The 26,124-nt window shown below is 75.3% G+C and carries 17 protein-coding genes; 10 read left to right on the forward strand and 7 right to left on the reverse strand.

The window, feature by feature from the left end; translation table 11 throughout:
- The first annotated feature begins 2 nt into the window (after positions 1-2).
- From CK485_RS18335 to moeZ, 7 genes are all read left to right on the forward strand, one after another.
- Positions 3-1,040, forward strand: a complete 1,038-nt coding sequence (locus tag CK485_RS18335) for an ABC transporter permease (RefSeq protein ID WP_109451900.1) — start codon at positions 3-5, stop codon at positions 1,038-1,040.
- Entirely contained in the window at positions 1,037-2,026 is a 990-nt protein-coding gene (locus CK485_RS18340; RefSeq protein ID WP_109451902.1) for an ABC transporter permease, read from the forward strand. The genes CK485_RS18335 and CK485_RS18340 overlap by 4 nt, the downstream gene beginning before the upstream one ends.
- Positions 2,023-3,726 (forward strand): ABC transporter ATP-binding protein, encoded by a 1,704-nt coding sequence (locus CK485_RS18345; RefSeq protein ID WP_109451903.1) that lies wholly within the window; start codon positions 2,023-2,025, stop codon positions 3,724-3,726. Before CK485_RS18340 ends, CK485_RS18345 begins: the two co-directional genes overlap by 4 nt.
- 185 nt (positions 3,727-3,911) lie before the next feature.
- Positions 3,912-5,633 carry a glycosyltransferase gene (locus tag CK485_RS18350; RefSeq protein ID WP_109451905.1) on the forward strand — a complete coding sequence of 574 codons (1,722 nt, stop codon included), beginning with the start codon at positions 3,912-3,914 and terminating at the stop codon, positions 5,631-5,633.
- Complete coding sequence (locus tag CK485_RS28800) at positions 5,630-6,910, forward strand: hypothetical protein (protein WP_158288224.1); 1,281 nt, start codon at positions 5,630-5,632, stop codon at positions 6,908-6,910. The genes CK485_RS18350 and CK485_RS28800 overlap by 4 nt, the downstream gene beginning before the upstream one ends.
- Positions 6,911-6,986: 76 nt before the next feature.
- A complete protein-coding gene (locus tag CK485_RS18360; RefSeq protein ID WP_109451907.1) occupies positions 6,987-7,892 on the forward strand; it encodes an NAD(P)-dependent oxidoreductase in 906 nt (301 codons plus the stop codon).
- A gap of 143 nt (positions 7,893-8,035) precedes the next feature.
- A complete protein-coding gene (gene moeZ / locus CK485_RS18365) occupies positions 8,036-9,214 on the forward strand; it encodes an adenylyltransferase/sulfurtransferase MoeZ (RefSeq protein ID WP_109451909.1) in 1,179 nt (392 codons plus the stop codon).
- A gap of 72 nt (positions 9,215-9,286) precedes the next feature.
- Here moeZ and CK485_RS18370 read toward each other — a convergent pair whose 3' ends face one another.
- The 6 genes from CK485_RS18370 to CK485_RS18395 all read right to left on the reverse strand — a co-directional run bounded on the left by CK485_RS18370 (position 9,287) and on the right by CK485_RS18395 (position 17,309).
- Complete coding sequence (locus CK485_RS18370; protein WP_109451911.1) at positions 9,287-10,303, reverse strand: hypothetical protein; 1,017 nt, start codon at positions 10,301-10,303, stop codon at positions 9,287-9,289.
- Positions 10,304-10,356: 53 nt separating this feature from the next.
- Complete coding sequence (locus CK485_RS18375) at positions 10,357-11,112, reverse strand: VC0807 family protein (protein ID WP_241968398.1); 756 nt, start codon at positions 11,110-11,112, stop codon at positions 10,357-10,359.
- Positions 11,113-11,334: 222 nt separating this feature from the next.
- Positions 11,335-13,305 (reverse strand): ABC transporter permease, encoded by a 1,971-nt coding sequence (locus CK485_RS18380; RefSeq protein ID WP_109453216.1) that lies wholly within the window; start codon positions 13,303-13,305, stop codon positions 11,335-11,337.
- A 41-nt stretch (positions 13,306-13,346) separates the two neighbouring features.
- Positions 13,347-14,150 (reverse strand): molybdate ABC transporter substrate-binding protein, encoded by an 804-nt coding sequence (gene modA, locus CK485_RS29735; RefSeq protein ID WP_109451913.1) that lies wholly within the window; start codon positions 14,148-14,150, stop codon positions 13,347-13,349.
- A gap of 29 nt (positions 14,151-14,179) precedes the next feature.
- On the reverse strand, positions 14,180-14,578 hold the full coding sequence (locus tag CK485_RS18390; protein WP_109451915.1) for a helix-turn-helix transcriptional regulator: 399 nt from the start codon (positions 14,576-14,578) through the stop codon (positions 14,180-14,182).
- Positions 14,579-14,720: 142 nt separating this feature from the next.
- A complete protein-coding gene (locus tag CK485_RS18395) occupies positions 14,721-17,309 on the reverse strand; it encodes a lysylphosphatidylglycerol synthase domain-containing protein (protein WP_241968482.1) in 2,589 nt (862 codons plus the stop codon).
- A 491-nt stretch (positions 17,310-17,800) separates the two neighbouring features.
- Between CK485_RS18395 and CK485_RS18400 the strand changes: the two genes are divergently transcribed.
- Both CK485_RS18400 and CK485_RS18405 read left to right on the forward strand, forming a co-directional pair.
- Positions 17,801-18,178: an MGMT family protein gene (locus CK485_RS18400; protein WP_342673491.1), complete on the forward strand. Its 378-nt coding sequence runs from the start codon at positions 17,801-17,803 to the stop codon at positions 18,176-18,178.
- A gap of 345 nt (positions 18,179-18,523) precedes the next feature.
- On the forward strand, positions 18,524-21,952 hold the full coding sequence (locus CK485_RS18405) for an ATP-dependent DNA helicase (protein ID WP_109451918.1): 3,429 nt from the start codon (positions 18,524-18,526) through the stop codon (positions 21,950-21,952).
- Positions 21,953-21,967: 15 nt separating this feature from the next.
- Here CK485_RS18405 and CK485_RS18410 read toward each other — a convergent pair whose 3' ends face one another.
- Positions 21,968-22,528 carry a Uma2 family endonuclease gene (locus CK485_RS18410; protein WP_109451920.1) on the reverse strand — a complete coding sequence of 187 codons (561 nt, stop codon included), beginning with the start codon at positions 22,526-22,528 and terminating at the stop codon, positions 21,968-21,970.
- A 70-nt stretch (positions 22,529-22,598) separates the two neighbouring features.
- Between CK485_RS18410 and CK485_RS18415 the strand changes: the two genes are divergently transcribed.
- The gene (locus CK485_RS18415) at positions 22,599-26,084 is read left to right on the forward strand and encodes an ATP-dependent DNA helicase (RefSeq protein WP_109451922.1); all 3,486 of its coding nucleotides are present in this window, start codon (positions 22,599-22,601) and stop codon (positions 26,082-26,084) included.
- The last annotated feature ends 40 nt before the right edge of the window (positions 26,085-26,124 follow it).

Below are 26,124 nucleotides of genomic sequence, written 5' to 3' on the forward strand. Positions count from 1 at the left end.
CCATGAGTGCTCAGGACCTGCTGACCGGGGCGGCCCCCTCCACCGCGGGGGAGGCCGCCCCGGCCGCCGGGGCGAGGCAGGTGTGGCGACGGCTGCGTGCCCGCAAGTCCGCGACGGCCGGGATCGTGGTCCTCGCCGTGCTGCTGCTCGTCGCGGTCTGCGCGCCGCTGCTCACCGCGATCGAGGGCCAGGACCCCACCACGTACCACGACAGCCTGCTCAACTCCGCGGCCGGCGGCGTGCCCATCGGCCCGTTCGGCGGGATCAGCGGCGCGCACTGGCTGGGCGTCGAACCCGGCAGCGGGCGCGACCTGTTCGCCCGGCTCGTCTACGGCTCGCAGGTCTCGCTGCTGGTCGCGGTCGGCGCCACCCTCGTCGAGGTCGTCATCGGCGTCGTCGTCGGCCTGGCCGCGGGCCTCGGCAACAAGCTGCTCGACCAGTTCCTCGGCCACACCACCGACGTGATGCTCGCGCTGCCCTCGCTGGTCTTCGCGATCGCGCTGATGGCCGTCGTGCCCTCCGGCTTCCCGCGCCCGCTGCTGCTGACGCTCGTCATCGGCCTGCTGGGGTGGGGCGGCACGGCCCGCGTGGTGCGTGCCCAGACCCTCACCCTGAAGGAACTCGACTACGTCTCGGCGGCCCGGCTCGGCGGCTCCTCGCGCTGGCGCATCGCCCGCCGCGAACTGCTGCCCTCGCTCGCCGCGCCGGTCATCACCTACGCGGCGCTGCTGCTGCCGGCCAACGTCGCCGGAGAGGCGGGCCTGTCCTTCCTCGGCGTCGGCGTCAAGCCGCCCACCTCCTCCTGGGGCCAGATGCTCTCCTCCGCGACCACCTGGTTCCAGTCCGACCCGACGTACGTGCTGCTGCCCGCCGCCTTCCTGTTCACCACCACCTTCGCCTTCACCGTCGTCGGCGACGCGGTGCGCACCGCGCTCGACCCGCGCGCCGCCTCCCGCCTGCGGGTGGGCACCGGACGCGCGAGGAAGCGCGGGGGCGACGCGAACACGGCGTCCGCGGGCGCGAAGGGGGCCGCGGCGTGACGCGCTTCGTCCTGCGGCGGCTGATCGGCATGCTCGTCGTGCTGCTCGCCCTGTCCGTCGTCATCTACGCGGTCTTCTACCTCGCCCCCGGCGACCCCGCGCAGCTCGCCTGCGGCCTCAAGTGCTCGCCCGCGCAGGTCGCGCAGGTCCGCGAGCAGCTCGGCCTGAACGAGCCGGTCTACCTCCAGTACGCGCACTTCCTGCAAGGCATCGTCGTCGGGCGGGACTTCAGCACCGGCACCGGCGTGCTGCACTGCCACGCGCCGTGCCTGGGCGTGTCGTACAAGACCGGCGACCAGGTCACCTCGCTGATCGCCTCCCGGCTGCCGGTGACCGCCTCGCTGGCGCTCGGCGCGATGGTGCTGTGGCTGGCGCTCGGCGTCGGCACCGGACTGCTGTCCGCGCTGCGCCGCGGCCGGTTCACCGAACGCGCCCTGACCACGCTGACGCTCGCGGGCAACGCGGTACCGGTCTTCATCATCGGCCTGCTGCTGCTCCTGCTGTTCTGCGCCACCCTTCAGTGGCTGCCGTTCCCCACCTACGTGGGCCTCACGCAGAGCCCGCAGCAGTGGTTCTGGGGGCTGCTGCTGCCGTGGGTGTCGCTCGCGCTCATCGAGTCCGCCAAGTACGCCCGGCTGACCCGCTCCTCGATGCTGGAGACGCTCGCGGAGGACCACATCAGGACCTTCCGCGCCTACGGGGTGAGCGAACGCGCGCTGGTCACCCGGCACGCGCTGCGCGGCGCCCTGACCCCGGTCATCGCGCTGTCCGCGCTCGACCTGGGCACGATGTTCGGCTCCGCGGTGCTCACCGAGTCGCTGTTCGGACTGCCCGGACTCGGCAAGCTGCTGGTCTACTCGGTCGGCGTCGTGGACCTGCCGGTCGTCGTCGGCCTGGTGCTGGTCACCGGCTTCTGCGTGGTCCTCGCCAACGCCCTCGCGGACGTGCTGTACGCGGTGGCCGACCGAAGGGTGGTGCTGACATGAGCGCCGACGCCCGGACCCCCGCGGTCGCGGCCGCAACGGACGCGCCCCTGGTCGAGGTGCGCGGCCTGACCGTCGAGTTCCCGGTGGACGACGGCGGCAGCGTGCGCGCCGTCGACGGGCTGGACTTCACCCTGCGCGCCGGGCAGGCGCTCGGCATCGTCGGCGAGTCGGGCTCCGGCAAGTCCACCGTCGCCTTCGACCTGCTGGGCCTGCACCGCGGCACCGGCGCCCGCCTCGGCGGCACCGTGCGCGTCGCGGGCGTCGACCCGCACACCGCCGAGGGCGGCGAACTGACGTCGCTGCGCGGCCGGTTGGCGGCCATGGTCTTCCAGGACCCGCTGTCCGCGCTCGACCCGTACTACGCCATCGGCGACCAGATCGCCGAGGTGCTGCGCACCCACCGTCAGGTCACCCGCCGGGCGGCGCGGGCCCGCGCCGTCGAGGTGCTGGACCGGGTCGGCATCCCCGACGCGGCCCGCCGCTCCCGGCTGCGTCCGCACGAGTTCAGCGGCGGCATGCGGCAGCGTGCCCTCATCGCGATGGCGCTGGCCTGCGAGCCCAGGCTGCTGATCGCCGACGAGCCGACCACCGCCCTGGACGTCACCGTGCAGGCGCAGATCCTCGACCTGCTGCACGACCTGCGCGCCGAGACCGGCGCCGGGCTGATCCTGGTCACCCACGACCTGGGCGTGGTGGCCGGCAGCGTCGACGAGGTGCTGGTCATGAAGGACGGCCGGGCCGTCGAGCACGGCGGCGTCGCCGAGGTGCTGGGCAGCCCCCGCGAGCCGTACACCCGCGCCCTGGTCGGCGCGGTGCCCCGGCTGGACGCGGTGCGCGAGCCGGAGCCGGTGGCGGCCACGGCCGACGCGGCCGGCGGGAGCGGTGACGTGCTGCTGGAGGCGACCGGACTGCGCAAGGAGTTCGGCGGCCGGGGCGGCCGGCTGACCGCCGTGGACGACGTCTCGCTCACCGTGCGGCGCGGGGAGACGCTCGGCGTCGTCGGCGAGTCCGGCAGCGGCAAGACCACGCTGGGCCGGATGCTGGTGCGCCTGCTGGAGCCCACCGCGGGACGGCTGGTCTACGACGGCCGGGACATCGGCGGCCTCGGGGAGCGCCGACTGCGCCCGATCCGGCGCGAGTTGCAGATGGTCTTCCAGGACCCGGTCTCCTCGCTCAACCCGCGCCGCAGCATCGGCGAGTCCATCGCCGACCCGCTGCGCGCGGCGGGTTCGTTGACCGACCGCCAAGTCGTCACGCGCGTACGCGAGTTGCTGGAGCGCGTCGGGCTCGACCCGGACTGGTACCACCGCTACCCGCACGAGTTCTCCGGCGGGCAGCGGCAGCGGGTCGGCATCGCGCGGGCGCTGGCCCCCGAGCCGAAGCTGATCGTCTGCGACGAGCCGGTCTCCGCGCTCGACGTCACCACCCAGGCCCAGGTCGTCGCCCTGCTCGGCGAACTGCGGCGCGAACTGGGCCTGTCGCTGGTCTTCGTCGCCCACGACCTGGCCGTCGTACGGCAGGTCAGCGACCGGGTCGCGGTGATGCGCGCCGGACGCGTCGTGGAGCACGGCACCGCCGACCAGATCTACGACTCCCCGCAGCACGCGTACACCAAGGGGCTGCTCGCCGCCGTCCCCGTGCTCGACCCCGAGGAGTCGGCGCAGCGGCGGGCGGCCAGGCGGGCGCTGGTGCGCGGCTGACCGGCCGCCACCGCACCGGACGCGCGACCGGCCCGGCGATAGCGGCCTGAACGGGCCGACGCGCTGAAAAGTTACGGGTGTTCACCCCTTCCGGTGGTGTGGCGGACAACCGTCCGTCGCGCCACCGGCATCTCGGCATAGCGTCACCCCATCGTCTCGTCCCAGGTCACGAAGGGGGTGCTCCGATGCGCGTGGCGCTGCTCACGGAGGGTGATCGAGGTGGCGCGGAGGGCCGCACCTCCGCCTGGTGCGACCGCCTGGTGCGCCGGCTCGCCGACCACGACTTCGAGGTGTACGCGGTCGGCCCGGCGCCCGGAAAGGGCGCGCCGGGCGTTCGCAGCCTGGCGGTGGACGGCCCGCCGCCCGCCGCCAGGGCCCCGCGCGGCCGCGCCGCCCGCCGCCGCTTCCTGGACGCGTACCGGGACCTGGTCGCCGCGCTGGCGTGCGGCGAGGGCCCCGGCGGCCACGGGCCGGACGGCCGCCAGGCGGGCGGCGACCAGGAGGACGGCCACCGGTCGGACGGCCGCAGCCGTCAGGAGGACCGTTTCAGCAGCGGTCTGTACGGCCTCGCGCGGTACGCGGAGCAGGACGGCGGGCTGCCGGCCGCCCTGCGCTCGCAGGAGGCCGCCCGCGCCCTGGAGGCCGCCTGCCGGGCGCCCGGTGCCGACCGGTCGGCCGCGAGCGCGGGCCCCGCGGCGCTGCTCGCCGCCTGCGACGCGCTGGAGCGGGCCCTGCGCCCGCTGTCGGCGCCCTGGTACGGGCCCGACGCCCTCGGCGCGGCCGACCTGTGCCACGCGACCTGCGCGGGCCCGGCCGCGCTGCCCGGCCTGCTGGCCGCCCACCGCCTCGGCACCCCGCTGCTGGTCACCGAGTACGCCGTGCGCCTGCGCGCCCACTACCTCGGTGCCCGCGAACTCCCTCCGCCGGTGCGGGCGTTGACCTCGGCGTTCCACCGCCTGCTGGCCGCCGAGACCTACCGCCGGGCGGCCCTGATCACCCCCGGCGACGCCCACATCCGCCGCTGGCAGGAACGCTGCGGCGCCCCGCGCGAGCGGCTGCGCACCGTCCACCCCGGCCTGGACGCGGGGGGGTTCGCGCGGGTGGGCGAGGCGGCGGAGGCCGTGCGGGGGAGCGGCGGCGACGACGCGCACGACGGCCCCGGCCCCCGGCACGCCCCGGCACTGCTGTGGACGGGGCGCGTGGAGCCGGGCAAGGACCTCGTCGCGCTGCTGCACGCGTTCACCTCGATACGCGCGCAGGTCCCCGGCGCCCGGCTGCACATCGCCCACGGCGGCCCGGCCGACGCCGACTACCTCGCCCGCTGCCGCACGCTGGCGGCGCAGCTCTTCCCCGACGAGGCCGCCGACACCCGTACGCCGGGCGAGAACCCGGTGGTCCTCACCGACCTGTCCGCCCCCGGCGCCCCCGCGCTCGCCGACACCTACGCGGCGGCCGACCTCGTGGTGCTCTCCAGCGCCGTCGAGGGCTTCCCGGTCACCCTGGTCGAGGCGATGCTCTGCGGCCGGGCCACCGTCTCCACCGACACCGGCGCGGTCCGCGAGGTCGTCGGCGGCACCGGCCTCGTCGTCCCGCCGCGCAACCCCCGCGCGCTCGCCGAGGCCTGCGCGGCCCTGCTGCGCGACCCCGCGCGCCGCGCCCGCCTCGGCGCCGCCGCCCGCGCCCGCGCCGTCGAGCTCTTCAGCGCCGAGCAGAACGCGGCCGCCTTCCGCGCGATCTACCGCGACCTGGCCGCCGGACCGGCCCCGGTGGCCGCCGCCGCGCCGGTGCCGTTCGCCACGACGGCGGAGGCGGTGCTGCCCGCCGCCGGCATCGCGGGACCCGCACCGCGCCGCCCCGGCTGGGCCCGACCGCGGGTGCCCGCGACCGTGGGCGGTGAGCCGGCGTGACCCACGCCCCGCAGGCCCCCGGGGCCGGCGCACGCCCGGCGGGGGAGCGCTCTCGGAACGCCCTCGCCGGTGCCGACCCGGTCCGCGAACTGATGCTGCGCCACCACGACCTGTGCGCGGGCGCGGTCGACCCGCTGGAGATCGCCGCGGGCCTGGAGGCGTGCGGCGTCACCGACCGCGACGCCGCCCGCTGCCGCCACCGCGACGTCTTCTCGCTCGCCGAGGAGCTGTACGCCCGCGTCCCACGCGTCGCCGTCAGTCCCCAAGAGCGGCCTTTGGCCGTCCAGTTGACGCGTCGTCACCTCGCGTGGCACCTCCTCCCCGGCGCCGCCTGCCTCGCCGGGATCGCCGTCTCGCACGCGGCCGGGCCCCGGTGGAGCGCGGCGGCCGGGGGCGCGGCGCTGGTCGCGGTGGCCGCCGCCGCCCGCGCGGCGGTGCGGCGGGGGCCCCTGCGCGCGCCCCGCGTCCCCGGCACCGCCCTCGTCACCTGCTGGCTGCTGGCCTTCGCGCTCTACGGCCCCGCCGTCCTCGACACGCTGCTCGGGCTGTCGCGCGGCGGGCCCGGCGGACTGCTGGACCCGGTCGCCGCGTCCGGGTTCCTCGCCCGCGCGCTCGCGCTGCCGCCCGCCGCCTGGCTGGCGGTGCGGTTCGCCCGGCGCGGGCGGCGACGGCTCGCCGACAGCCACGACCTCGCGGAGTTCGGCGCCGGGATGCGCCCGGTGGCGCTCGGCGTGCTCGCCGCGTTCGCCCTGGCGCTGACCGCGCTGCTCACGTTCGCGTACGCGGCGCTGGACGGCCGCGCGGCAGGCGGTGACGGCGGGGCGGGCGCCGGCGTGGTCGGCGGGGCGGGCGGCGGCGCCCACGCGGTCGTGGCGCTCGCCGGTGCCGGGCTGCTCGGCCTGCTGCTGTTCACCGCCCAGCTCCTCGCCGTCCACGGCCACGGCCGGGCCGCGCTCGCCGGGACCGCGGCGGCCTGCGCCGTCGAGGCCGCCGCCCTCGCGCTCGCCGCCGCGGGCCGGCTGCCGGGCCTGGCCGCCGCGAGCGCGCCGCTGCGGCTGGTGGCGCGCGCCCAGGGCCCGGGCGCGGTCCAGGCGCTCGCCTGCGCGGGCGCGACGCTCGCCCTGGCCGCCTTCGCGCTCGCCGCGCTCGCGCGGGGCCGCGCCCACCACGCGCCCACCGCGTACGGACCCCCGGCCGCGGCCCCGCGCCCTGCCGGGCACGGCCGCCGCCAACTCCCCACCGCCGCTACCTCCGCCGACCGGGCAGCGGCTCGGTGAACGAGAACCTCCCAGGAGACCCCTTGAAAACGCACCACTCGCACCCGTCCACCGCGCACCAGCAGGACGGCGCCCGATGAGACTGCTGCTGCTCGGCGCCGACGGATTCCTCGGCCGCCACGTGGCCGAACGCCTGCTGGCCGACCCCGCCGTCCAGCTCACCGCGCTCGGGCGGCGCGACGACGCGGACGTGCGATTCGACCTGGCCAGCGGCAGCCCCGGCGCGCTCACCCGCTTCCTGGACGCCGTCCACCCCGGCGTCGTCGTCAACTGCGCGGGCACCACCCGCGGCGGTGCCCGCGACCTGACCCGGCACAACACCGTCGCGGTCGCCACCGTCTGCGAGGCGCTGCGCCGCAGCTCCTGCGGGGCCCGGCTGGTCCACGTGGGCTGCGCCGCCGAGTACGGCCCCTCTCCCGCCGGGTCGTCCACCGGCGAGGACGCGGTGCCGCGCCCCGGCGGCCCGTACGGTGTCAGCAAGCTCGCCGCCACCGAACTCGTCCTCGGCTCCGGACTGGACGCCATCGTGCTGCGGGTCTTCTCGCCGGTCGGCCCCGGCACGCCGCCCGCCTCGCCGCTGGGCCGCCTCGCGGAGGCGCTGCGCCGGGCGATGCAGAACGGCGACGCCGAGATCAAACTCGGCGGTCTCGGCATGCAGCGCGACTTCGTGGACGTGCGCGACGTGGCCCGCGCGGTGCACGCCGCCTCGCTGTCCGCCGCGCAGGGCGTGGTCAACATCGGCACCGGCCGCGCGGTCCGGCTGCGGGACGCGGTCGCCCACCTGGCCAGGGCGGCGGGTTACGGCGGCGCGCTGCACGAACTGGACGAGCCCGCTGGCCTGTCCGCCCCCTACCCGGACGGCTGCGGCGTCTGGCAGCAGGCGGACGTGCGCACCGCCCGCGACCGGCTGGGCTGGCGCCCGCGCATCGCGCTGGACGAGTCGCTGGCCGACATCTGGATGGAGGCGGCGTGCCGCATCTGACCGGCCGGCCGATGCCCGGCATATGAGCGCGAACCGTCTCGCGCTTCGGACCAGGTGTCTCGGAATGCCGAAGGGCGTGGCAGTGTTACGGAGACAGAACAACCCGTAAGTGAGATCGAATCACCTCGACTAACGGAGTCCCCGTGTCGCTGCCACCCCTGGTCGAGCCCGCCGCAGAGCTGACCGTCGACGAGGTCCGCCGGTACTCCCGTCATCTGATCATCCCGGATGTCGGGATGGACGGGCAGAAGCGGCTGAAGAACGCCAAGGTGCTGTGCGTGGGCGCCGGCGGACTCGGCTCCCCTGCCCTGATGTACCTCGCCGCGGCCGGTGTGGGCACCCTCGGCATCGTCGAGTTCGACGAGGTCGACGAGTCCAACCTGCAACGCCAGATCATCCACAGCCAGGCCGACATCGGCCGCTCCAAGGCGGAGTCCGCCCGCGACACCGTCAAGGGCATCAACCCGTACACGAACGTCGTCCTGCACGAGGAGCGCCTGGAAGCCTCCAACGTGATGGAGATCTTCGCCCAGTACGACCTGATCGTGGACGGCACGGACAACTTCGCCACCCGCTACCTGGTCAACGACGCGTGCGTGCTGCTGAACAAGCCGTACGTGTGGGGCTCGATCTACCGCTTCGACGGCCAGGCCTCGGTCTTCTGGTCCGAGTACGGGCCGTGCTACCGCTGCCTGTACCCGGAGCCGCCGCCGCCCGGCATGGTGCCGAGCTGCGCCGAGGGCGGCGTGCTGGGTGTGCTGTGCGCGTCCATCGGCTCCATCCAGGTCAACGAGGCGATCAAGGTGCTGACCGGCATCGGCGAGCCGCTGGTCGGCCGTCTGATGATCTACGACGCCCTGGAGATGCAGTACCGCCAGGTCAAGGTCCGCAAGGACCCTGAATGCGCGGTCTGCGGCAAGAACCCGACGGTCACCGAGCTGATCGACTACGAGGCGTTCTGCGGCGTGGTGAGCGAGGAGGCCCAGGAGGCCGCCAAGGACTCCACGATCACGCCGAAGCAGCTCAAGGAGTGGATCGACGCGGGCGAGAGCATCGAGATCATCGACGTGCGCGAGCCCAACGAGTACGAGATCGTCTCCATCCCGGGCGCGAAGCTGATCCCGAAGAACGAGTTCCTGATGGGCGACGCCCTCCAGGGCCTGCCGCAGGACAAGCGCATCGTCCTGCACTGCAAGACCGGCGTGCGCAGCGCCGAGGTGCTGGCGGTGCTGAAGAACGCGGGCTTCGCGGACGCGGTCCACGTCGGCGGCGGCGTCATCGGCTGGGTCAACCAGATCGAGCCCGACAAGCCGGTCTACTGACCGGTCCGGTCCACCTCGCGTCGAAGGGCCCGCTCCCCTCGGGAGCGGGCCCTTCGACGCTTACGGGCGGCCTCAGCCTCCGTAGGCCGCCGCCAGTGCGTGGAAGACCTTCTTGGGCTCCCAGGCCATCGACGGGTACGTGGCGCCGCGCAGGCCGCCGGGCAGGACCTTCACCACGCCGTACGAGGCCATGTCGAGGTCGTGGCGCGGATCGCCCGCCACGTGCGGCAGCTCGAACCCGGCGAAGGTGAACCAGAACGCGGCTTCCACGCCCTCGCGCTCGAAGACCTCCAGCACCTCCTGGAAGTACCGCACCTGCTCGTCCTCGTCGCGCACCGGGTCGCCGGTCAGGGACGGCGGCTCGGTGCCGCGGTCGACGATCATCCAGCCGGTGCCGCCGCGCTCGCCCGCGCCCCGGTAGCCGCAGCAGCCGAACTCGGTGACCGCGACCGGTTTGCCGTGCCGGAACATCGCCCGCACCTCGTCCCGGAAGCGGTCCGCGTTGTGCCCGCCCCGGTACGCGTCGGCCGCCACGAGGTCGAACGGCCCCCAGTCGACGTCCTCCCAGGTCCCGGCCGCGTAGGTGATCCGGCCGCCGAACCGCTGCCGCGCGTCGGCGACGACGTCGGCGAGGAACGCGTTGAGCCGGCCGGGGATGTCGCGGAACGCGGACCAGTCGCGCGGGTTGTTGGTGGTCAGCGCCGCGATCCGGTCGTAGACGGTGGCGCCGGGCAGGAACCCGGAGGCGAACAGGGACAGTTCGCAGCCGGTCACCAGCACCACCTCGGCGCCGCCGCGCCGGATCTCCTCCGCCCGCCGCGCGCAGTCGGCGAAGAACGGCCGCAGTCGGTCGGCGGTCAGCTCGCAGGGGAACGGCGCGAACCAGACCTCGAGACCGACGGCCGCCGCGTGCCGCGCGGCGGCCGTCAGCCGTTCCGGGTCTCCACCGGAGATGCGCACCGCCGTGCAGTGCAGATCGGAGGCGATGATCCGCATCTCCTGCGCGACCACGTCCGGGTCGAAGGTGGTGCGGGACAGCTCACCGCCGGGACGGAAGCCGGTGTCGTAGTTGATGCCCTTGCCGCGCATGGTCTTCCTCGGGTGGTCGCTTCGCCGTGCCGCGATCGTTTGCTGACGATGTGTCAGGCAGCCTCGGGCAGCCGGGTGTTGTCGGCGCCCGCCTTCTCCCGTTCCTGCCGCTTGGAAGCGGCGTCGGCCTCGGACTCGACCATCTTCTCCATCGGGTCCGCCGCGACCTGGCCGATCACGATGGCCGCGCCGATCGCCACGATGGTCAGCACCGTGCCCAGCCAGACCATGGTCGACACCGGCAGGGTGAAGGCACCGATGAGCCGGGCCACACACTCCACCAGCAGCGAACCGCCCCAGATCACGCTGAACAGCCGCTCCAGCCGCTGGAAACGGGTGGAGGTGGCGGCCAGGTGGTCCCACACGGCGACCTTCGCCGCCTGCCCCTTGGTGATCATCGGCTTCAGACCGGCCGACATCAGCGGCTTGGAACCGAACGCGGAGACCAGGATCGCGATCCCGATCACGCTGCTGACCCCGGAGTCCTTGGCCAGCATGATGCGCGGGTTGCCGGTGACGAAGCTCAGCGCGATACCGATCACGTTGACCGCCAGCATCAGCGCGGCCAGGCCGTTGACCCGCCGGTCCCTGATCAGGGAGAAGACGGTGCGCGCGGCCGGCACGACGCTGCTGAGCGCCAGCGACAGCACCAGGCCGACGCCGAAGCCGTCGTGCAGCGCGTAGTACGACCCCAGCGGGATCGCGATGTCGAGGACGAGGGGCATGAGGTTGTTGACCAGCTCGTTGCCGGCCGCGCCGTCGGACGTGGCGCCGGCCTGGGGGGTGACCTTGGTGGGGGACTCGGACATCTCAGCCGCCTCCGCTGTGGTGGGCTCGCGGCCTTCGCCGGGCCGCCGTCGGTTTCGCAGGACCAGGTTCGCGGAGGACGGGGCGCGTGCGGCAGTGTCGTCGCTCCATGGCTCGCCAGTACAAATGTCACAGGTCGCGCGCGGGTGGAGCGGCGCTCGAACCGGGGCGCGGGGCGGGGGAGCGGGGTCGGTTTCCGGCCATGCGCGGCGGCCCGTGCCGGTCTACAGCGCGACGAGGGTGATCTCGGTCGCCTTCACGCTCACCCAGACCTCCTGGCCGTCCGCCAGGCCCAGGTCGGCCGCGGCGGCGGTGGTGATCTCGGCGATGGCGTCCAGCCCGCGCGCCTCGCCCAGCGCGGTCGCCAGCACCCGCACCCGGCCGCCGAGCGCGGTCAGCTCCCGCACGCGCGCGGACCACACGTTGCGCGGGCTGCCCTCGGGCCGGTCCCGGTGCAGCGCGACCGCCTCAGGGCCGACCACGGCCAGCGCGGCGCGGCCGTCCGCGTCCTGCGGTGCCTCGGCGGCCACCAGCCGCGCGCCACCGGGCAGGCGCAGCTCGGCGCCCGCCAGCGTGCCGGTCCAGGCGTTGCGGCCCAGCATCCGGGCCACCCAGGGCGAGCGGGGGTGCCGGGCGACCTCGGCGGGCGGCGCGTACTGCACCTGGCGGCCGCTGTCGAGCACCAGCACCTGATCGGCGAGCGACACCGCCTCGACGGGGTCGTGGGTGACGATCAGGCACACCCCGGCGAACCCGGCCAGGTGCTCGCGCAGCGTGTGCCGCACGTGCGCCCGGGTGGTCTGGTCGAGGGCGGCCAGTGGCTCGTCCAGCAGCAGCAGCCGCGGCCGGGCCGCCAACGCCCGCGCCAGCGCGACCCGTTGGGCCTGCCCGCCGGACAGCCGGCCCGGCTTGCGGCGCGCCAGCGGCCCGACGCCGAGCCGCTCCAGCCAGTCCAGCGCCAGCGCCCGCGCCTCCTTGCGCGGCACGCCCTGCGCCCGCAGCCCGTACGCGGTGTTGGACAGCGCCGTCAGATGCGGGAACAGCGCGCCGTCCTGCGGCACCCACGCCACCCCGCGCCGGTGCGGCGCCTGCCGTGCGGCGTCCACCTCACCCAGCCGCAGCGTCTCGGTGCGCGAGAGCGGGGTCAGGCCCAGCAGCGCCCGCAGCAACGTGGTCTTGCCCGCGCCGTTCGGGCCGACGACGGCGATCGTGGTGCCGGGCGGGGCGGACAGCGACAGCCGCGTGTACCCGGTGACCTCGGCGGCCAGCGGCCACGGCGTCGCCTCGACGGGGCCCGCGGGTGCGCCGTCCGGCCGCTCGGCCAGGGCCCCGGCACCTGCCGGGCTCCCACCCGCGTCCCCGGCCGGGTCCTGCGCCCGCCCGGCGGCGGCCGGACGCGTCCCGGTCCACCGGCCGCGCAGCACCAGCAGCACCGCCATCGCCACCGCGAGCAGCAGCAGGGAGACGGCGGTGGCGCCCTGCGGGTCGTCCTGGAGCATCAGGTAGACCTGCAACGGCAGGGTCTGGGTGACGCCCGGCAGGTTGCCCGCGAAGGTGATCGTGGCACCGAACTCGCCCAGCGCCCGCGCCCAGCACAGCGCGGCGCCCGCCACCAGGCCCGGCGCCGTCATCGGCAGCGTAACCGTCCAGAAAGCGCGCAACGGCCGCGCGCCCAGCGAGGCGGCGGTCTCCTCGTAGCGCGGGTGCAGGGCGGCGAGCGTGCCCTCCAGGCTGATGACCAGGAACGGCATCGCCACGAACGCCGCCGCGACCACCGCGCCCTTGGTGGTGAACGGCAGCGTCAGGCCGAACCAGTCCTGCAGCAGGGAGCCGATGACACCGTTGCGGCCGAAGCCCATCAGCAGCGCCACACCGCCCACGGTCGGCGGCAGCACCATCGGCAGCATCACCAGCGCCCGCACCAGCGTCTTGCCGGGGAAGTCCACCCGCGCCAGCACCCACGCCAGCGGCACCCCGAACAGCAGCGACAGGCCCAGCGCCGAGAAGGACACGGTCAGCGAGAGGCTGAAGGCCTGCCGCACCTCGGGCGCGGTCAGCTCGGACCACAGGCTCGACCACGGAGTGCGCACCAGGACACCGGCCAGCGGCAGCGCGAGGAAGACGACCGCCGCCGACGCGGGGAGGGCGAGGGCGATCGGCGGACGTCCGGCCCGGCCCGCCGCCCGCCGCCTCACGCGGGGCGCGGCGGGCGGCGCTGCCGCCGGCCGGCTGCCGGTCACGGCTGCTGGAAGCCGTAGGTGCGCAGGATCGACTGGCCCTGGGAGGACGCCAGGAAGCTCACGAACGCGGCCGCGTCCGCCTTGTTCCTGGAGCTGTCCAGGGTCGCCGCCGGGTAGGAGGCGATGGAGTTCTGGCCGTCCGGGATGGTCACCGTCGCGACCTTGCCCTTGGCGCCCTCGGCGTCGGTGACGTAGACGATGCCCGCGTCGGCCTCGCCGAGTTCCACCTTGCTGAGCACGGCGGTCACCGAGGTCTCCTGGGAGACGGGGTGCACGGTGACGTGCTGGGCCTTGAGGACCTTGTCCCCGTAGTTGCCGACCGGCACCTGGGGCGCCGCCAACACCACCTTCAGGCTCGACTTCGACAGGTCGCTCAGCCCGGTGACCTTCTTCGGGTTGCCCGGCGGGGTGACGATGGTCAGCCGGTTCCTGGCGAAGACCGTCGGGCTGCCGGTCTCGGCCTCGACCCCCGCCATGGTCTTGGTGTCGGCGGTGGCCAGCACGTCGGCCGGCACGCCCTGCTTGACCTGCGCGGCCAGGTCCTGCGACCCGGCGAAGGAGAAGCGCACCGTGGTGCCCGGGTGCGCCTTCTCGTACGCGGCGCCCTCGGCCTTGAAGACGTTGTCGAGGGAGGCGGCGGCCAGCACGGTCAGCGTGACCTTCTTGCCGGAGGCCCCCGAGTCGCCGGGCGAACCCGACGCGTGGGAGGAGGACTTGCTGCCGCCGCAGGCGGCCAGCGGCAGGACGAGGGCGGCGGCCACCGCGGGCAGGGCCGCACGGCGGACGAGGGTGGAGGACATTGGAGTCTCCGTCAGGCTTCGGGACCAGCTCAGGCGCGGTCGATGTGGACGTTGGTGGACTTCACGCGGGCGATGGCTTCCATGCCCACTTCGAAGCCCAGTTCCTCGACGGCCTCGCGGGTGAGGAGGGAGACGAGGCGATGCGGACCCGCTTGGATCTCCACCTGGGCGGCGACGTCCCCGAGCTTCACGGCGGTGATGATGCCGGGGAACGCGTTGCGCACCGAGGTGTACGAGCCGTCCGAGTCCTCGGCACTCGCCTCCTCGGCGAGCGTGACCGAGAAGGCGGCGAGGTCACGGCCGTCGATCAGCCGCTTGCCCGAGTCGTCCCGGTGGGTACGGATCCGGCCCGCGTCCGCCCACCGGCGGGCGGTGTCAGGGCTGACGCCGAGCAGACGCGCTGCCTGGCCGATGGTGTAGGACCGCATGGGCATGGACGTTAGAGGCGGCCCCTCGCATCTGCAAGCAAGTTCGGTCGATGGGCCCGGCAGATGCGACGGTCGTTGTACGAATCTACGGACGATCAGCGGGGCTGGCCGCAGCGGTGGTGGCCGCGGCCCGCCGCGATCGTCACAGCGCGCCCTTGCGCGTCAGATGGGTGAAGGCCAGCCAGCCCGGCAGCACCGGCAGCCAGAACGTCACCAGCCGGAAGAGCAGCACCGCCGACAGCGCCTTGTCGCCCGGCATCCCCGCGATGGTCAGCGCACCGGACAGGGCCGCCTCGATCGCGCCGACCCCGCCGGGCGAGGGGACTGCGGACCCGGCCGCGTTCGCCACCAGGAACACCACCGCGACGCTCGCGAAGCTCATCGAGCTGAACCCGAACGACCGGATCGAGGCGTCCAGACAGGCCACGTTGACGACCGTCAGCAGGATCACGCCGCCCGCGCCGGTCGCCAGCTTCTTCGGCCGCTGGAGCATGTCCAGCATGCGCGGCACCACGCCCGCGAACAGCGAGCGCACCCGGGTGGAGACGAACTTGCGCAGCTGCGGCACCGCCGTGACCACCAGCACCAGCACCGCCGCCGTCAGCAGCCCCGCGATCACCGTGCGGGACGGCGACAACGAGGGCGCGTGCTGGGTGCCGGTCAGATAGCCGAAGGTGGCCAGCAGCAGGATGTGCCCGCCCAGCGACGCCAGCTGGGCCGCGCCCACACTGGCCACCGCAAGGCCCGGCCGGACCCCGTTGCGTTGCAGGAAGCGGGTGTTGAGCGCCACGCCGCCGACCGCGGCCGGCGCCACCAGCTTCACGAAGTTGCCCGCGACCTGCGCCATCATGGTCCGCCCGAACGGCACCTTCTCCGGCACGAAACCCAGCAGGCTCATCGACGCCGGTACGTACGTCAGCGCGGACAGCGCGAGCGCCGCCAGCACCCACGCCCAGTCCGCCTGCCCGACCAGCTGGCTCCACTGCAACTGCGCGAACTGCGACAGCAGGAAGTACGCGGCGATGGCACCGGCGATGAAACTGATCAGGGTGCGCGCCTTGAACCGCTCCAGGCGCACCGGCTGCACCGGCGCCTGCGGCCTGATCTGGAGCACCTGCTGCCGTATCTGCGACAGCAGGTCCTCCTCGCGGGCGGCCTCCAGCGCGTCCTCCATGGCGCGCTTCTCGGCGTCCTTCTCCGCCTTGCGGTGCGCCTTGGCCGCCTTGCGGTCCCGCGTCGGGTCCGGCGGCTCCGCGGGCACCTTGAAGCGCGCCGCCTCGATCACCGCCGCCCGCTCCCGCTCCGCGCGCTCCTTCGCCAGCTGCCGCAGCGTGCCCCGGGTCGAGCGGGACAGCGCGATCGGCTGGAGCAGCGGCAGGCTGTCGGCCACCGCGTCCGGGCCCAGTACCCGCACCGCCGAGGCGACCGCCCGCCGCGGTCCCACCCGCAGCGCGAACGTCGTCATCAGCTGCGCGACGTCCATCCGCAGCACCACGTCACCGGCCGCGATCTCACCGCCGCGCAGATCGGTGACGTACAGCGTCCCGGCCGGCGCCACCAGCAGCGACTCGCCCACCAGCCTGCGGTGCGCGATCCGCCGCGACTGCAACGCCCGCACCTGCTCCCAGGCGGCGTCCAGCACCTCGTCGGTGATCTCCTCGTCGGCCAGGGTGTCCAGGGAGCGGCCGTCGATGTGCTCGTAGACCAGCATCACCGCGTCCGGGCCCAGCTCGGAGGTGGCGATCAGCTTCGGCGCGTGCGCCCCGGCGGAGATCGCCGCGTACGCCAGCAGCGCCTCCTGCTCCAGCGCCTGCCGCAGCGACTGGAGGCTGCGGCGCTCGTGGACCTCGCGCAGTTGCAGGCGGCGCCAGACCCGGTAGAAGAAGCCGTGCGCTTGCTGCTCGCGGTCGACCACCGTGATGTCCAGCGGCGGGCCGTCCTCCAGCGTCACCAGGTAGCGCCGCCCCCGCTCCGACTCCGGGTCGGCGCTGTCGGCGGCGGAGTCGTCGAACCGCTGCGCGGTCACCGGCGCGAACCCGACCCGGCGCAGACCCGCCAGCAGCGTCCGGCCGGTCGGGCGCACGTTGGGCGAGCCGACGGTGTAGACCGTGCCGTACGCCACCGTCCAGCCGATGAGCACCGTGACGATGATGGAGAACGGTGTCGTGTAGCCGCCGACCAGCACCGCGAACGAGTCCAGCAGCAGCACCACCCACAGCGCCACCCGCCAGCGAGGCCGCCGCGCCATCCCGACGGCCGTCATGTACGCGATGACCGGCGCGAGATAGCCGTGCACGGGGTCGGTGATGCCGCCGCTGGGCGCGGTCTGGGTGAGCGCCTCGCGGATCGCGGCGGGCGCGGCGTCGGTCACCCACAGGTCACCGGCGAGCGAGATGCCGTGCGCCAGCACGGCGGCCAGCACACCGTCGGCGACGCGCAGCCCGTCGCGCTTGATCAGCCGCTCGACGGCGAACGCGACGGGCACGATCAGCACGGCGACGCTGGCGGTGAACCCGGCGAAGCTGATCAGGAAGTTCGGCGCGTGGTTGGTGCCGCGCGCGATGTCCTGCTCGACGCCGGAGGTCGTGCCGTGCGCGAACCCGGCGATGGCCAGCACCACGGCGATGCCGAGGACCCCCATCAGGAAGCGCAGCAGGTCCACCGGCCGGTGCACGCGCGCGGCGAGCAGCGGCTCGTCGCCGGACAGCTCGTCCACGTGCTCGACGGGCAGCGGGTTGCCGACGGCGGTCGCGCCGGAGGGCGGGCGCGCGGAGCCGTCCGCGCTGTCACCGCCGCCCCCGGAGCCGTCGTCCTCCGGGTCCTGGGTCACGTGGCCGGTGGAGTTGTCGTCACGGGTGCCGTCGGCAGGGGCCTCGGGGGCGCCGCGGCCGTCATGGCGGCCGTCGTCGGCGTCGGCGGGGGCCGGTCCCGCGGCGCGGCCGTCCGCGTCGCGCGCCGGCTCGTCCGTCACGTCAGCGTCGCCTTCGCCCGGGTGCGCGGGCAGCCCTGAACCGGCCCGGACCACCTCGGTGGAGTCCGCGCCCGCCCCTGGGGCCGTTGAGTTTTGATCTCGTATCACCAGTCACCGCCCGGAAGATGGTGGCACGGACGGGCCCCGGATGGGGGCATGAGGGTGCATTTCGAGGGACCGGGCGCCGGATGGTATGCGCCGTCGGCCCGCCGTACGCGCGCCCGGACGGTCTGTCGGTGGCATGCGGCAGGATGGCCCGGGTGAGCGACGAGCACGATGCCGAGGGGGCCGGTGAGGAAGGCGGCGAGCTGCCCGCGTACGCGGAACGGGTGCTCGACGTCGCCGAGACCATCCCGCCCGGCAAGGTGATGACCTACGGCGACGTGGCCGAATGGCTGGAGGAGGGCGGCCCGCGCCAGGTCGGCCGCGTCATGGCGCTGTACGGCGGCGCCGTGCCGTGGTGGCGGGTGGTGCGCGCTGACGGCCGCCTGCTGCCCGGACACGAGCGGAAGGCGCTGGCCCACTACCGCGAGGAGGGCACGCCGCTGCGCGACGCGGCGCGGTCCGCCGGAAAGCGCACACCCCGCCTGGACCTGGCGCGGGCCCGCTGGGACGGGACGCGCCGGTGAGCGCCCACCACGGCTGTTGCGGCTGTTCACACCATCCAGCTTCCGCCATCCGGCGCCCGGGCACCCGGTCCGCGGCCCGGACGGAGTAGCGGACGCCACGGCGCGCCGGGGACCGGACGGCGCGGGAGCGCGGCCACCGGCCCGCCGCGAGCCCGCACCACCGGCCCGCCCGGGGCTCGGGGTACCGGCGGGCGCGGGGCGTGGCGTAGCGTCGGCACCCGGCCCGGCCGCCCCGGTCGCCTTCGCCGCCTCCGGCGCACCGCCGCACGACCGCCCGCACGACCACCGCGACCACACCGCCGACCCTGACCCCGACCGCCCCCGCAACCGGAACCGGAACCGCCGATCCACGTGACCTCCCCCTCCAGTCGTACTCCTCGTGCCCGGCGCGCGCGCGTCCCGGCGGGCGGCTACCGGCTGGTCCGCACCCCGCCGCCGGCGCCGGTGCTCCCTGATCTGGACGCCCGGCAGCGGGCCGTGGTTGACCACGAGGGCGGCCCGCTTCTGGTGCTCGCCGGTCCCGGCACGGGAAAGACCACGACGCTGGTGGAGGCGGTCGCACAGCGGGTGCGCCGCGGCACCGACCCGGCACGCGTGCTGGTGCTCACCTTCAGCCGCAGGGCCGCCGGTGAACTGCGCGACCGTATCGCCGCCCGCCTGGGCGGGGCGTGCGGCACGGCGGGGGTACCGCAGGCGACCACCTTCCACTCGTACTGCTACGCGCTGGTGCGCGCCCACCAGGACCCGGAGCGCTTCGCCTACCCGCTGCGCCTGCTGTCGGGACCCGAGCAGGACGTCGCCGTACGGGAACTGCTCGCCGGGCAGGCCGAGCTGGCGCGGGCGGGACGGGCGGCCGTGCGCTGGCCGGACGACCTGCGTGCCTGCCTGACCACGCGCGGCTTCGCCGACGAGGTGCGGGCGGTGCTGGCGCGCACCCGGGAACTGGGCCTGGCGCCCGGCGAGCTGGAGGCGTTCGCGCGCCGCGCGGGGCGGCCGGACTGGCAGGCCGCCGCCGCCTTCCTCGCCGAGTACCTGGACGTCATGGGCCTTCAGGGCTCCGTCGACTACACCGAACTGGTGCACCGCGCGGTCCCGGCCGCCCGCGAGCGCGCCGGGGACTACGACGCGGTCTTCGTCGACGAGTACCAGGACACCGACCCCGCGCAGGTCCGGCTGCTGGCCGCGCTCGCCGGAGGCGGCCGCACCCTGGTGGCGTTCGGCGACCCGGACCAGTCGATCTACGCCTTCCGGGGCGCCGACGTGGGCGGCATCCTCGACTTCCCCGACACGTTCCGCCGCGCGGACGGCCGCCCGGCGCCGGTCGCCGTGCTGGGCGTCTCCCGCCGCGCGGGCGCCGGACTTCTGGCGGCGACCCGGCTGCTGACCCGCCGGATGCCGCTGACCCGGCTGCCCGCCGACGCGGTGCGCGCCCACCGCGAACTCGCCGCGACACGCGACGGCGGCCGGGTCGAGGCGCTGACCTTCCCGACCGCGGGAGCCGAGACCGACGCCATCGCCGACCTGCTGCGCCGCGCCCACCTGGAGGACGGGCTGCCGTGGCGGGAGATGGCGGTGCTGGTGCGGTCGGGGGCGCGTTCGCTGCCCGTGCTGCGGCGCGCGCTGACGTCGGCCGGGGTGCCGGTCGAGATCGACGGCGACGACCTCCCGCTGCGCGAGGAGCCCGCCGTCGCCCCGCTGCTGCTGGCCCTGCGGGTGGCCGCGCGGGCGGCGCTGGAGGAGGCCTCTCGGGCCGGGGGCGACAGCGCCGCCACGCGCGCCGAGGAACCGCAGGGGCCCGCGGACGGTGCCGCCGCGCGGGCCGAAGAGCCGCAGGCGTCCGCGGACGGTGCCGCCGCCCGCGCCGAGGAGCCGCAGGCGTCCGCGGACGGTGCCGCCGAGCGCCCGCAGGCCGCCGACGGCCTCCCCGCCTGGCTGTCCGTCGAGGACGCCCTGACCCTGCTGACCTCCCCCCTCGCCGGTCTCGACGCCGCCGACCTGCGGGCGCTCGGCCGCGCGCTGCGCGAGGAGGAACGCGCCGCCGGGCGGGCCGTGCCCAGGCCGTCGGACGTCCTGCTCGCCGAGGCGCTCGCCGAGCCGGAACGCCTGGCCGCCCACGACCCCGCCCACGCGGCCGGGGCCCGCCGCCTCGGCGACCTGCTGCGCCGCGCCCGCCGCACCCTCGCGCGCGGCGGCACCCCGCAGGAGGCGCTGTGGCTGCTGTGGGACGGCACGCCGTGGCCCGCCCGGCTGGAGCGCACCGCCCTGCGCGGCGGCGCGGCGGCCCGCAACGCCGACCGGGACCTGGACGCCGTCTGCGCGCTGTTCGAGACCGCCGCCCGGGCCGAGGAGCGCACCGGCGGCCGCGGCGCCCTCAACCTGCTCGCGGAACTCGACGCCCAGGACATCGCCGCCGACGTGCTGACCCGCCGCGCCGTGCGGCCCGACGCGGTGCGCCTGATGACCGCGCACCGCAGCAAGGGCCTGGAATGGCCGCTGGTGGTCGTCGCGGGCGTCCAGGAAGGCCTCTGGCCCGACCTGCGCAGGCGCGGCTCGCTGCTGGAGGCCGACCGCATCGGCCGCGACGGCCTGGCCGAGCCCCTGCCGCCAGGCGCGCTGCTCGCGGAGGAACGCAGGCTCTTCTACGTGGCCGCCACCCGCGCCCGCGACCGCCTCGTCGTCACCGCCGTCAAGGCCCCGGCGGCCGACGGCGACCAGCCCTCCCGTTTCCTGGCCGAACTCGGCGTCGAGCCGCGCGACGTCACCGTGCGCCCGCGCCGTCCGCTCGCCGTCGCCGCGCTCGTCGCCGAACTGCGCGCCACCACCGTCGACCCCGACGCGACCCCGGCGCTGCGGCATGCCGCCGCCGTACGGCTGGCCCGGCTCGCCGCGCTCACCGACGACGACGGCCACGCCCTCGTACCGGCCGCGCACCCGGACCGCTGGTGGGGCCTGGACGAACCGACGCACACCAGCGCGCCGCTGCGCGACCCCGCGGAGCCGGTCGCGCTGTCCGCCAGCGCGCTGGACCAGCTGGTCAACACCTGCTCCTTGCAGTGGTTCCTGGGCCGGGAGGTACGCGCGCAGGACCCGTCGAGCACCGCGCAGGGCTTCGGCAACGTGGTGCACGTCCTCGCCGACGAGGTCACGGCCGGGCGCGCCCCGGCCCGCCTCGACGTGCTCATGGAACGCCTGGACTCGGTCTGGGACGCGCTCGCCTTCGAGGCGCCGTTCAAGTCCCGCCAGGAGCGCGAGCAGGCGCGCGCCGCGCTGGAGCGCTTCCTGCGCTGGCACGTCATGGAACGCGGCCGCGAGAGCGTCGAGTCCGAGCACGCGATCGACGTCACGCTCCAGGCCGGGCCCTACGCGGTCCACGTGCGCGGCAGCGTCGACCGCCTGGAGCGGGACGCGGACGGGCGGCTGTACGTCGTCGACTTCAAGACCGGTAAGAAGGCGCCCACCGGCCCCGAGGTCGCCCGCCACCCCCAGCTCGCCGTCTACCAGCTGGCCGTGCGCGAACAGACCGGCGCCGAGCCCGGCGGCGCCGAACTCGTCCAGCTGCGGCACCCGGCCCCGAAGAAGGAGGGCGGCGAGACGCTGCCCCGCGTCCAGACCCAGCCGGCTGTCGACGGCGACTGGGCGGCGGACCTCCTCGCCGAGGCCGCCTCCCGCGTCCTGGAGGAACGCTTCGTCCCCACCCCCGGCCGGCACTGCGGCCACTGCGCCTTCCACCGCACCTGCTCGGCCCGCCCCGAGGGCAGGCACGTCGTGGAGTGAGGCTGCCGACGGCGCTCAGTCGCGCGGCCAGTTCGCGGTGTCGAGCGGGATCTGTGAGACGGGCAGCACGAAGGAGATCCCGAAGGGGTAGGACTGGGTTTCCCGGTACGTGCCGTCCCGCGGCTCACTGAAGACGTGCACCAGCCCGGGCCTGGGGTCGACGATCACGTACTCCGGCACGCCCGCCGCGGCGTAGGTGTCCAACTTGGAGCCGTAGTCGTCCCTCTTGCTGCTGTACGACACCACCTCGGCCACCAGCTCGACATCCCGGTAACCGTAACGGCCACCCAGTGCCTTGGCCGCGTTGTCGGCCACCAAGGTGACGTCGGGCGCGTACCCGTTGAGCGTCCCCGGAAAATCGACCCGCACGTCCCACAGAATCGGCGCGTCCTCGCCCCGTGCCGCTTCAAGGGCACGGGTGAACTTGCGGATGATGGTCGCGTGCGTGGCCCGCTGCGGGTTCAGGACGATCTCCCCCTCGATGATCTCCGCGCGGTAGCCCTCAGGGACGTTCATGGCCTCGATCAGTTCGAACATCTCGTCCAGCGTGGTGGACACGGCGCCCTCCCAGGTCATTTCGGGGCAGTCTAGGGGTGGTCGTACCCCATCCGCTCGGGTTGTCCGAGGTCACGGATAGCCTCCCGGTGTGTCCTCGCGCCTCACCGATCCCGAGCAGCTGAAGGAACTGCTCGGGATCCCGTTCACCCCGGAGCAGCTGGCCTGCGTCACCGCGCCGCTCGCGCCGAACGTCATCGTGGCCGGAGCCGGATCCGGCAAGACCACGGTGATGGCCGCCCGGGTGGTGTGGCTGGTCGGCACCGGGCAGGTCGCCCCCGACCGCGTGCTGGGACTGACGTTCACCAACAAGGCCGCCGGCGAGCTGTCCGAGCGCGTGCGCGCCGCCCTCGTGCGCGCCGGCGTCACCGACCCCGACCCAGCCGATCCCGACACCGCCCCCGGTGACCCGCGCATCTCCACCTACCACGCCTTCGCCGGGCAGCTCCTGACCGACCACGGCCTGCGCATCGGCCTGGAACCCGGCTCCCGGCTGCTGGCCGACGCCACCCGCTACCAGCTCGCCGCCCGCGTCCTGGCCGCCAGCCCCGGCCCCCACCCCGCCCTCACCCGCGGCCTGTCCACCCTCGCCTCCGACCTGCTCGCCCTCGACGCGGAACTGTCCGAGCACCTCACCGACCCCGCCCGGCTGATCGCGTACGACGGCGAACTGACCGCCCTGCTCGACACCCTCGACCCGGCGAAACGCGGCTACGCGTGGGTGCGCGACGTCGCCCCGGCCGTGCGCGCCCGCACCGAGCTGGCCTCACTCGTGGCCGCCTACCGCGCCCAGAAGAAGAGCCGCGACCTGGTCGACTTCGGGGACCAGATCGCGCTGTCCGCGGAACTCGCCCGCCGCCACCCGCAGGTCGGGCGGGCGCTGCGGGAGGAGTTCGGCGTCGTGCTGCTGGACGAGTACCAGGACACCTCCGTCGCCCAGCGGCTGCTGCTCGCCGCCCTCTTCGGCGACGGCACCGGCCACCCGGTCACCGCCGTCGGCGACCCGTGCCAGGCCATCTACGGCTGGCGCGGCGCCTCCGTCGCCAACCTCGACGACTTCCCCCGGCACTTCCCGCACCGCGACGGCACCCCGGCCGCCCGCCACTCCCTCAGCGAGAACCGCCGCAGCGGCGGCCGCCTGCTGGAGTTCGCCAACCGCCTCGCCGCCCCGCTGCGCGCCCGCCACGAGGGCGTCGAGGCGCTGCGGCCCGCGCCCGGCGCGGAGCGCGACGGGACGGTGCGCTGCGCCCTGCTGCCGACCCAGGCCGACGAGACCGCCTGGGTCGCCGACTCCGTGCGCCATCTGGTCGCCACCGGCACCCCGCCCGGTGAGATCGCGGTGCTGTGCCGCACCGCCGGGCAGTTCTCCGACCTGCACGCCGCCCTGGTGGAACGCGACGTGCCCGTCGAGGTCGTCGGCCTGTCCGGGCTGCTGCACCTGCCGGAGATCGCCGATCTCGTCGCCACCTGCGAGGTGCTGCACGACCCGACCGCCAACTCCGCCCTGGTCCGCCTGCTGACCGGCCCGCGCTGGCGCATCGGCCCGCGTGACCTGGCCCTGCTCGGCCGCCGCGCCCGGCTGCTGGTCCGGCACGCCGGGGGCGACGACGGCGGCGACCCGCTGGCCAGGGCCGTCGAGGGCACCGACCCCGCCGAGGTCGTCTCGCTCGCCGACGCCCTGGAGACCTTCCTCGACGCCGCCTCCTACCCCGGCGACGGACTGCCGTTCTCCACCGCCGCCCGCAGCCGCTTCGCCCGGCTCGCCGCCGAACTGCGCGACCTGCGCCGCGCGCTCGCCGACCCGCTGATGGACGTGCTGCACCGAGTGCTCGCCGTCACCGGCCTGGAGGTCGAGCTGTCCGCGTCCCCGCACGCGCTGGCCGCCCGCCGCCGCGAGACACTGCGCGCCTTCCTCGACGTCGCCGCGGGCTTCGCCTCCCTCGACGGCGATGCCACTCTGCGCGCCTTCCTCGCCTTCCTGCGCACCGCCGTCCAGTACGAGAAGGGTCTCGACGGCTCCCTGCCCGGCGGCGAGAACACCGTCAAGGTGCTCACCGCCCACAAGGCCAAGGGCCTGGAGTGGGACGTGGTCGTGGTGCCGGGGCTGGTCCGCGACGCGTTCCCCTCCGCCAAGGCGCGCGAGCTGTGGCCCACCAGCCCCCAGGTGCTGCCGCACGCCCTGCGCGGCGACGCGGCCACCCTGCCCGACGTCACCGAGTGGACCAAGCAGGGCCTCGACGCCTTCCGCACCGCCATGCGCGAGCACGACGCCACCGAGGAACTGCGCCTGGGCTACGTCACGTTCACCCGCCCGCGCTCCCTGCTGCTGGCCAGCGGCCACTGGTGGGGGCCCACCCAGAAGAAGAAGCGCGGCCCCTCCGACTTCCTGCTGGCGCTGCGCGAGCACTGCGAGGCGGGCACCGGTTCCGGCGAGATCGAGGCGTGGGCCGACGAACCGGCCGACGACGACCCGAACCCTTCGCTGGACGCCGCCCCCGACCACACCTGGCCGCTGCCGCTCGACCCCGCCGCGCTGGAACGCCGCCGGGAGGCGGCCCGGACGGTGCGGGGACTGCTGGAGGAGTGGGCGGCGGCGTCCGGCTCGCGCGAGTGCGCCGGCCGGGCCGAGGACCTCGTGGACCCCGACTGGCCGCCACCGCAGGAGCCGGAGGAGCCCGACTGGGAAGGCCACGAGGAGCTTGACAGGGAGGACGGCGCCTGGGAGGAGTGGTCCACCGAGCGCCCCCGCGTGCCCGCGGCCCGCCCGGAGGCCGACCCCGTCGCGCCCGGCCCCGTACCGGAGCCCGAGCCGCGGACCACGTCGGCGCTGCTGCCCGAGGAGGCCCGCGCCGTCGCCTCCTGGGACCGGGACCTCGACGCGCTCGCCGCCGAGCTGCGCGCGGCCCGCCGCACCGGCCGGGACGTGCCCGTGCCCGCGTCGCTCACCGCCTCGCAGCTGCTGCGGATGGCCCAGGACCCCGACGCGTTCGCAAGCGAGCTGGCCCGGCCCATGCCGCGAGAGCCGCGGCCCGGCGCCCGGCGCGGCACCCGCTTCCACGCCTGGCTGGAGTCGCGCTTCGAGGAGCTGCCGCTGATCGGCCTCGACGAGCTGCCCGGCATGGAACCGGAACCGGACGCCGAGATCGCCGACGAACGCGACCTGGAAGCCCTCAAGGAGGCGTTCGCCCACACGCCCTACGCCGACCGCGCCCCGCACGCCGTGGAGTTCCCCTTCCAGCTGACGCTGGCCGGACGCCTGGTACGCGGCCGTATCGACGCGGTCTACGCCGAGCCCGACGGCGGCTTCGAGATCGTCGACTGGAAGACCGGCCGCACCGCCGACGCCGACCCCCTCCAGCTCGCCGTCTACCGCCTGGCCTGGGCGGAACGGCACGGACTGGCGCCCGAGCAGGTCCGGGCCGCGTTCGTGTTCGTCCGCTCCGGCCGGATCGTGCGCCCGCCGGACCTGCCGGACCGCGCGGGCCTGGAGCGGCTGATGCGGGGCGAGGACGCCGGTGAGGCCTCGCGGGAGCGGCCGGCCGACCCGTTCGCGGCAGTCCTGGACGAAGCGCCCTGACCGCCCGCGGCGGCCGCCCGCAGCCCGCCGCCGGTCACGC

This window comes from Streptomyces sp. ICBB 8177, from assembly GCF_003144095.1.
Classification (GTDB): Bacteria; Actinomycetota; Actinomycetes; order Streptomycetales; family Streptomycetaceae; genus Streptantibioticus_D.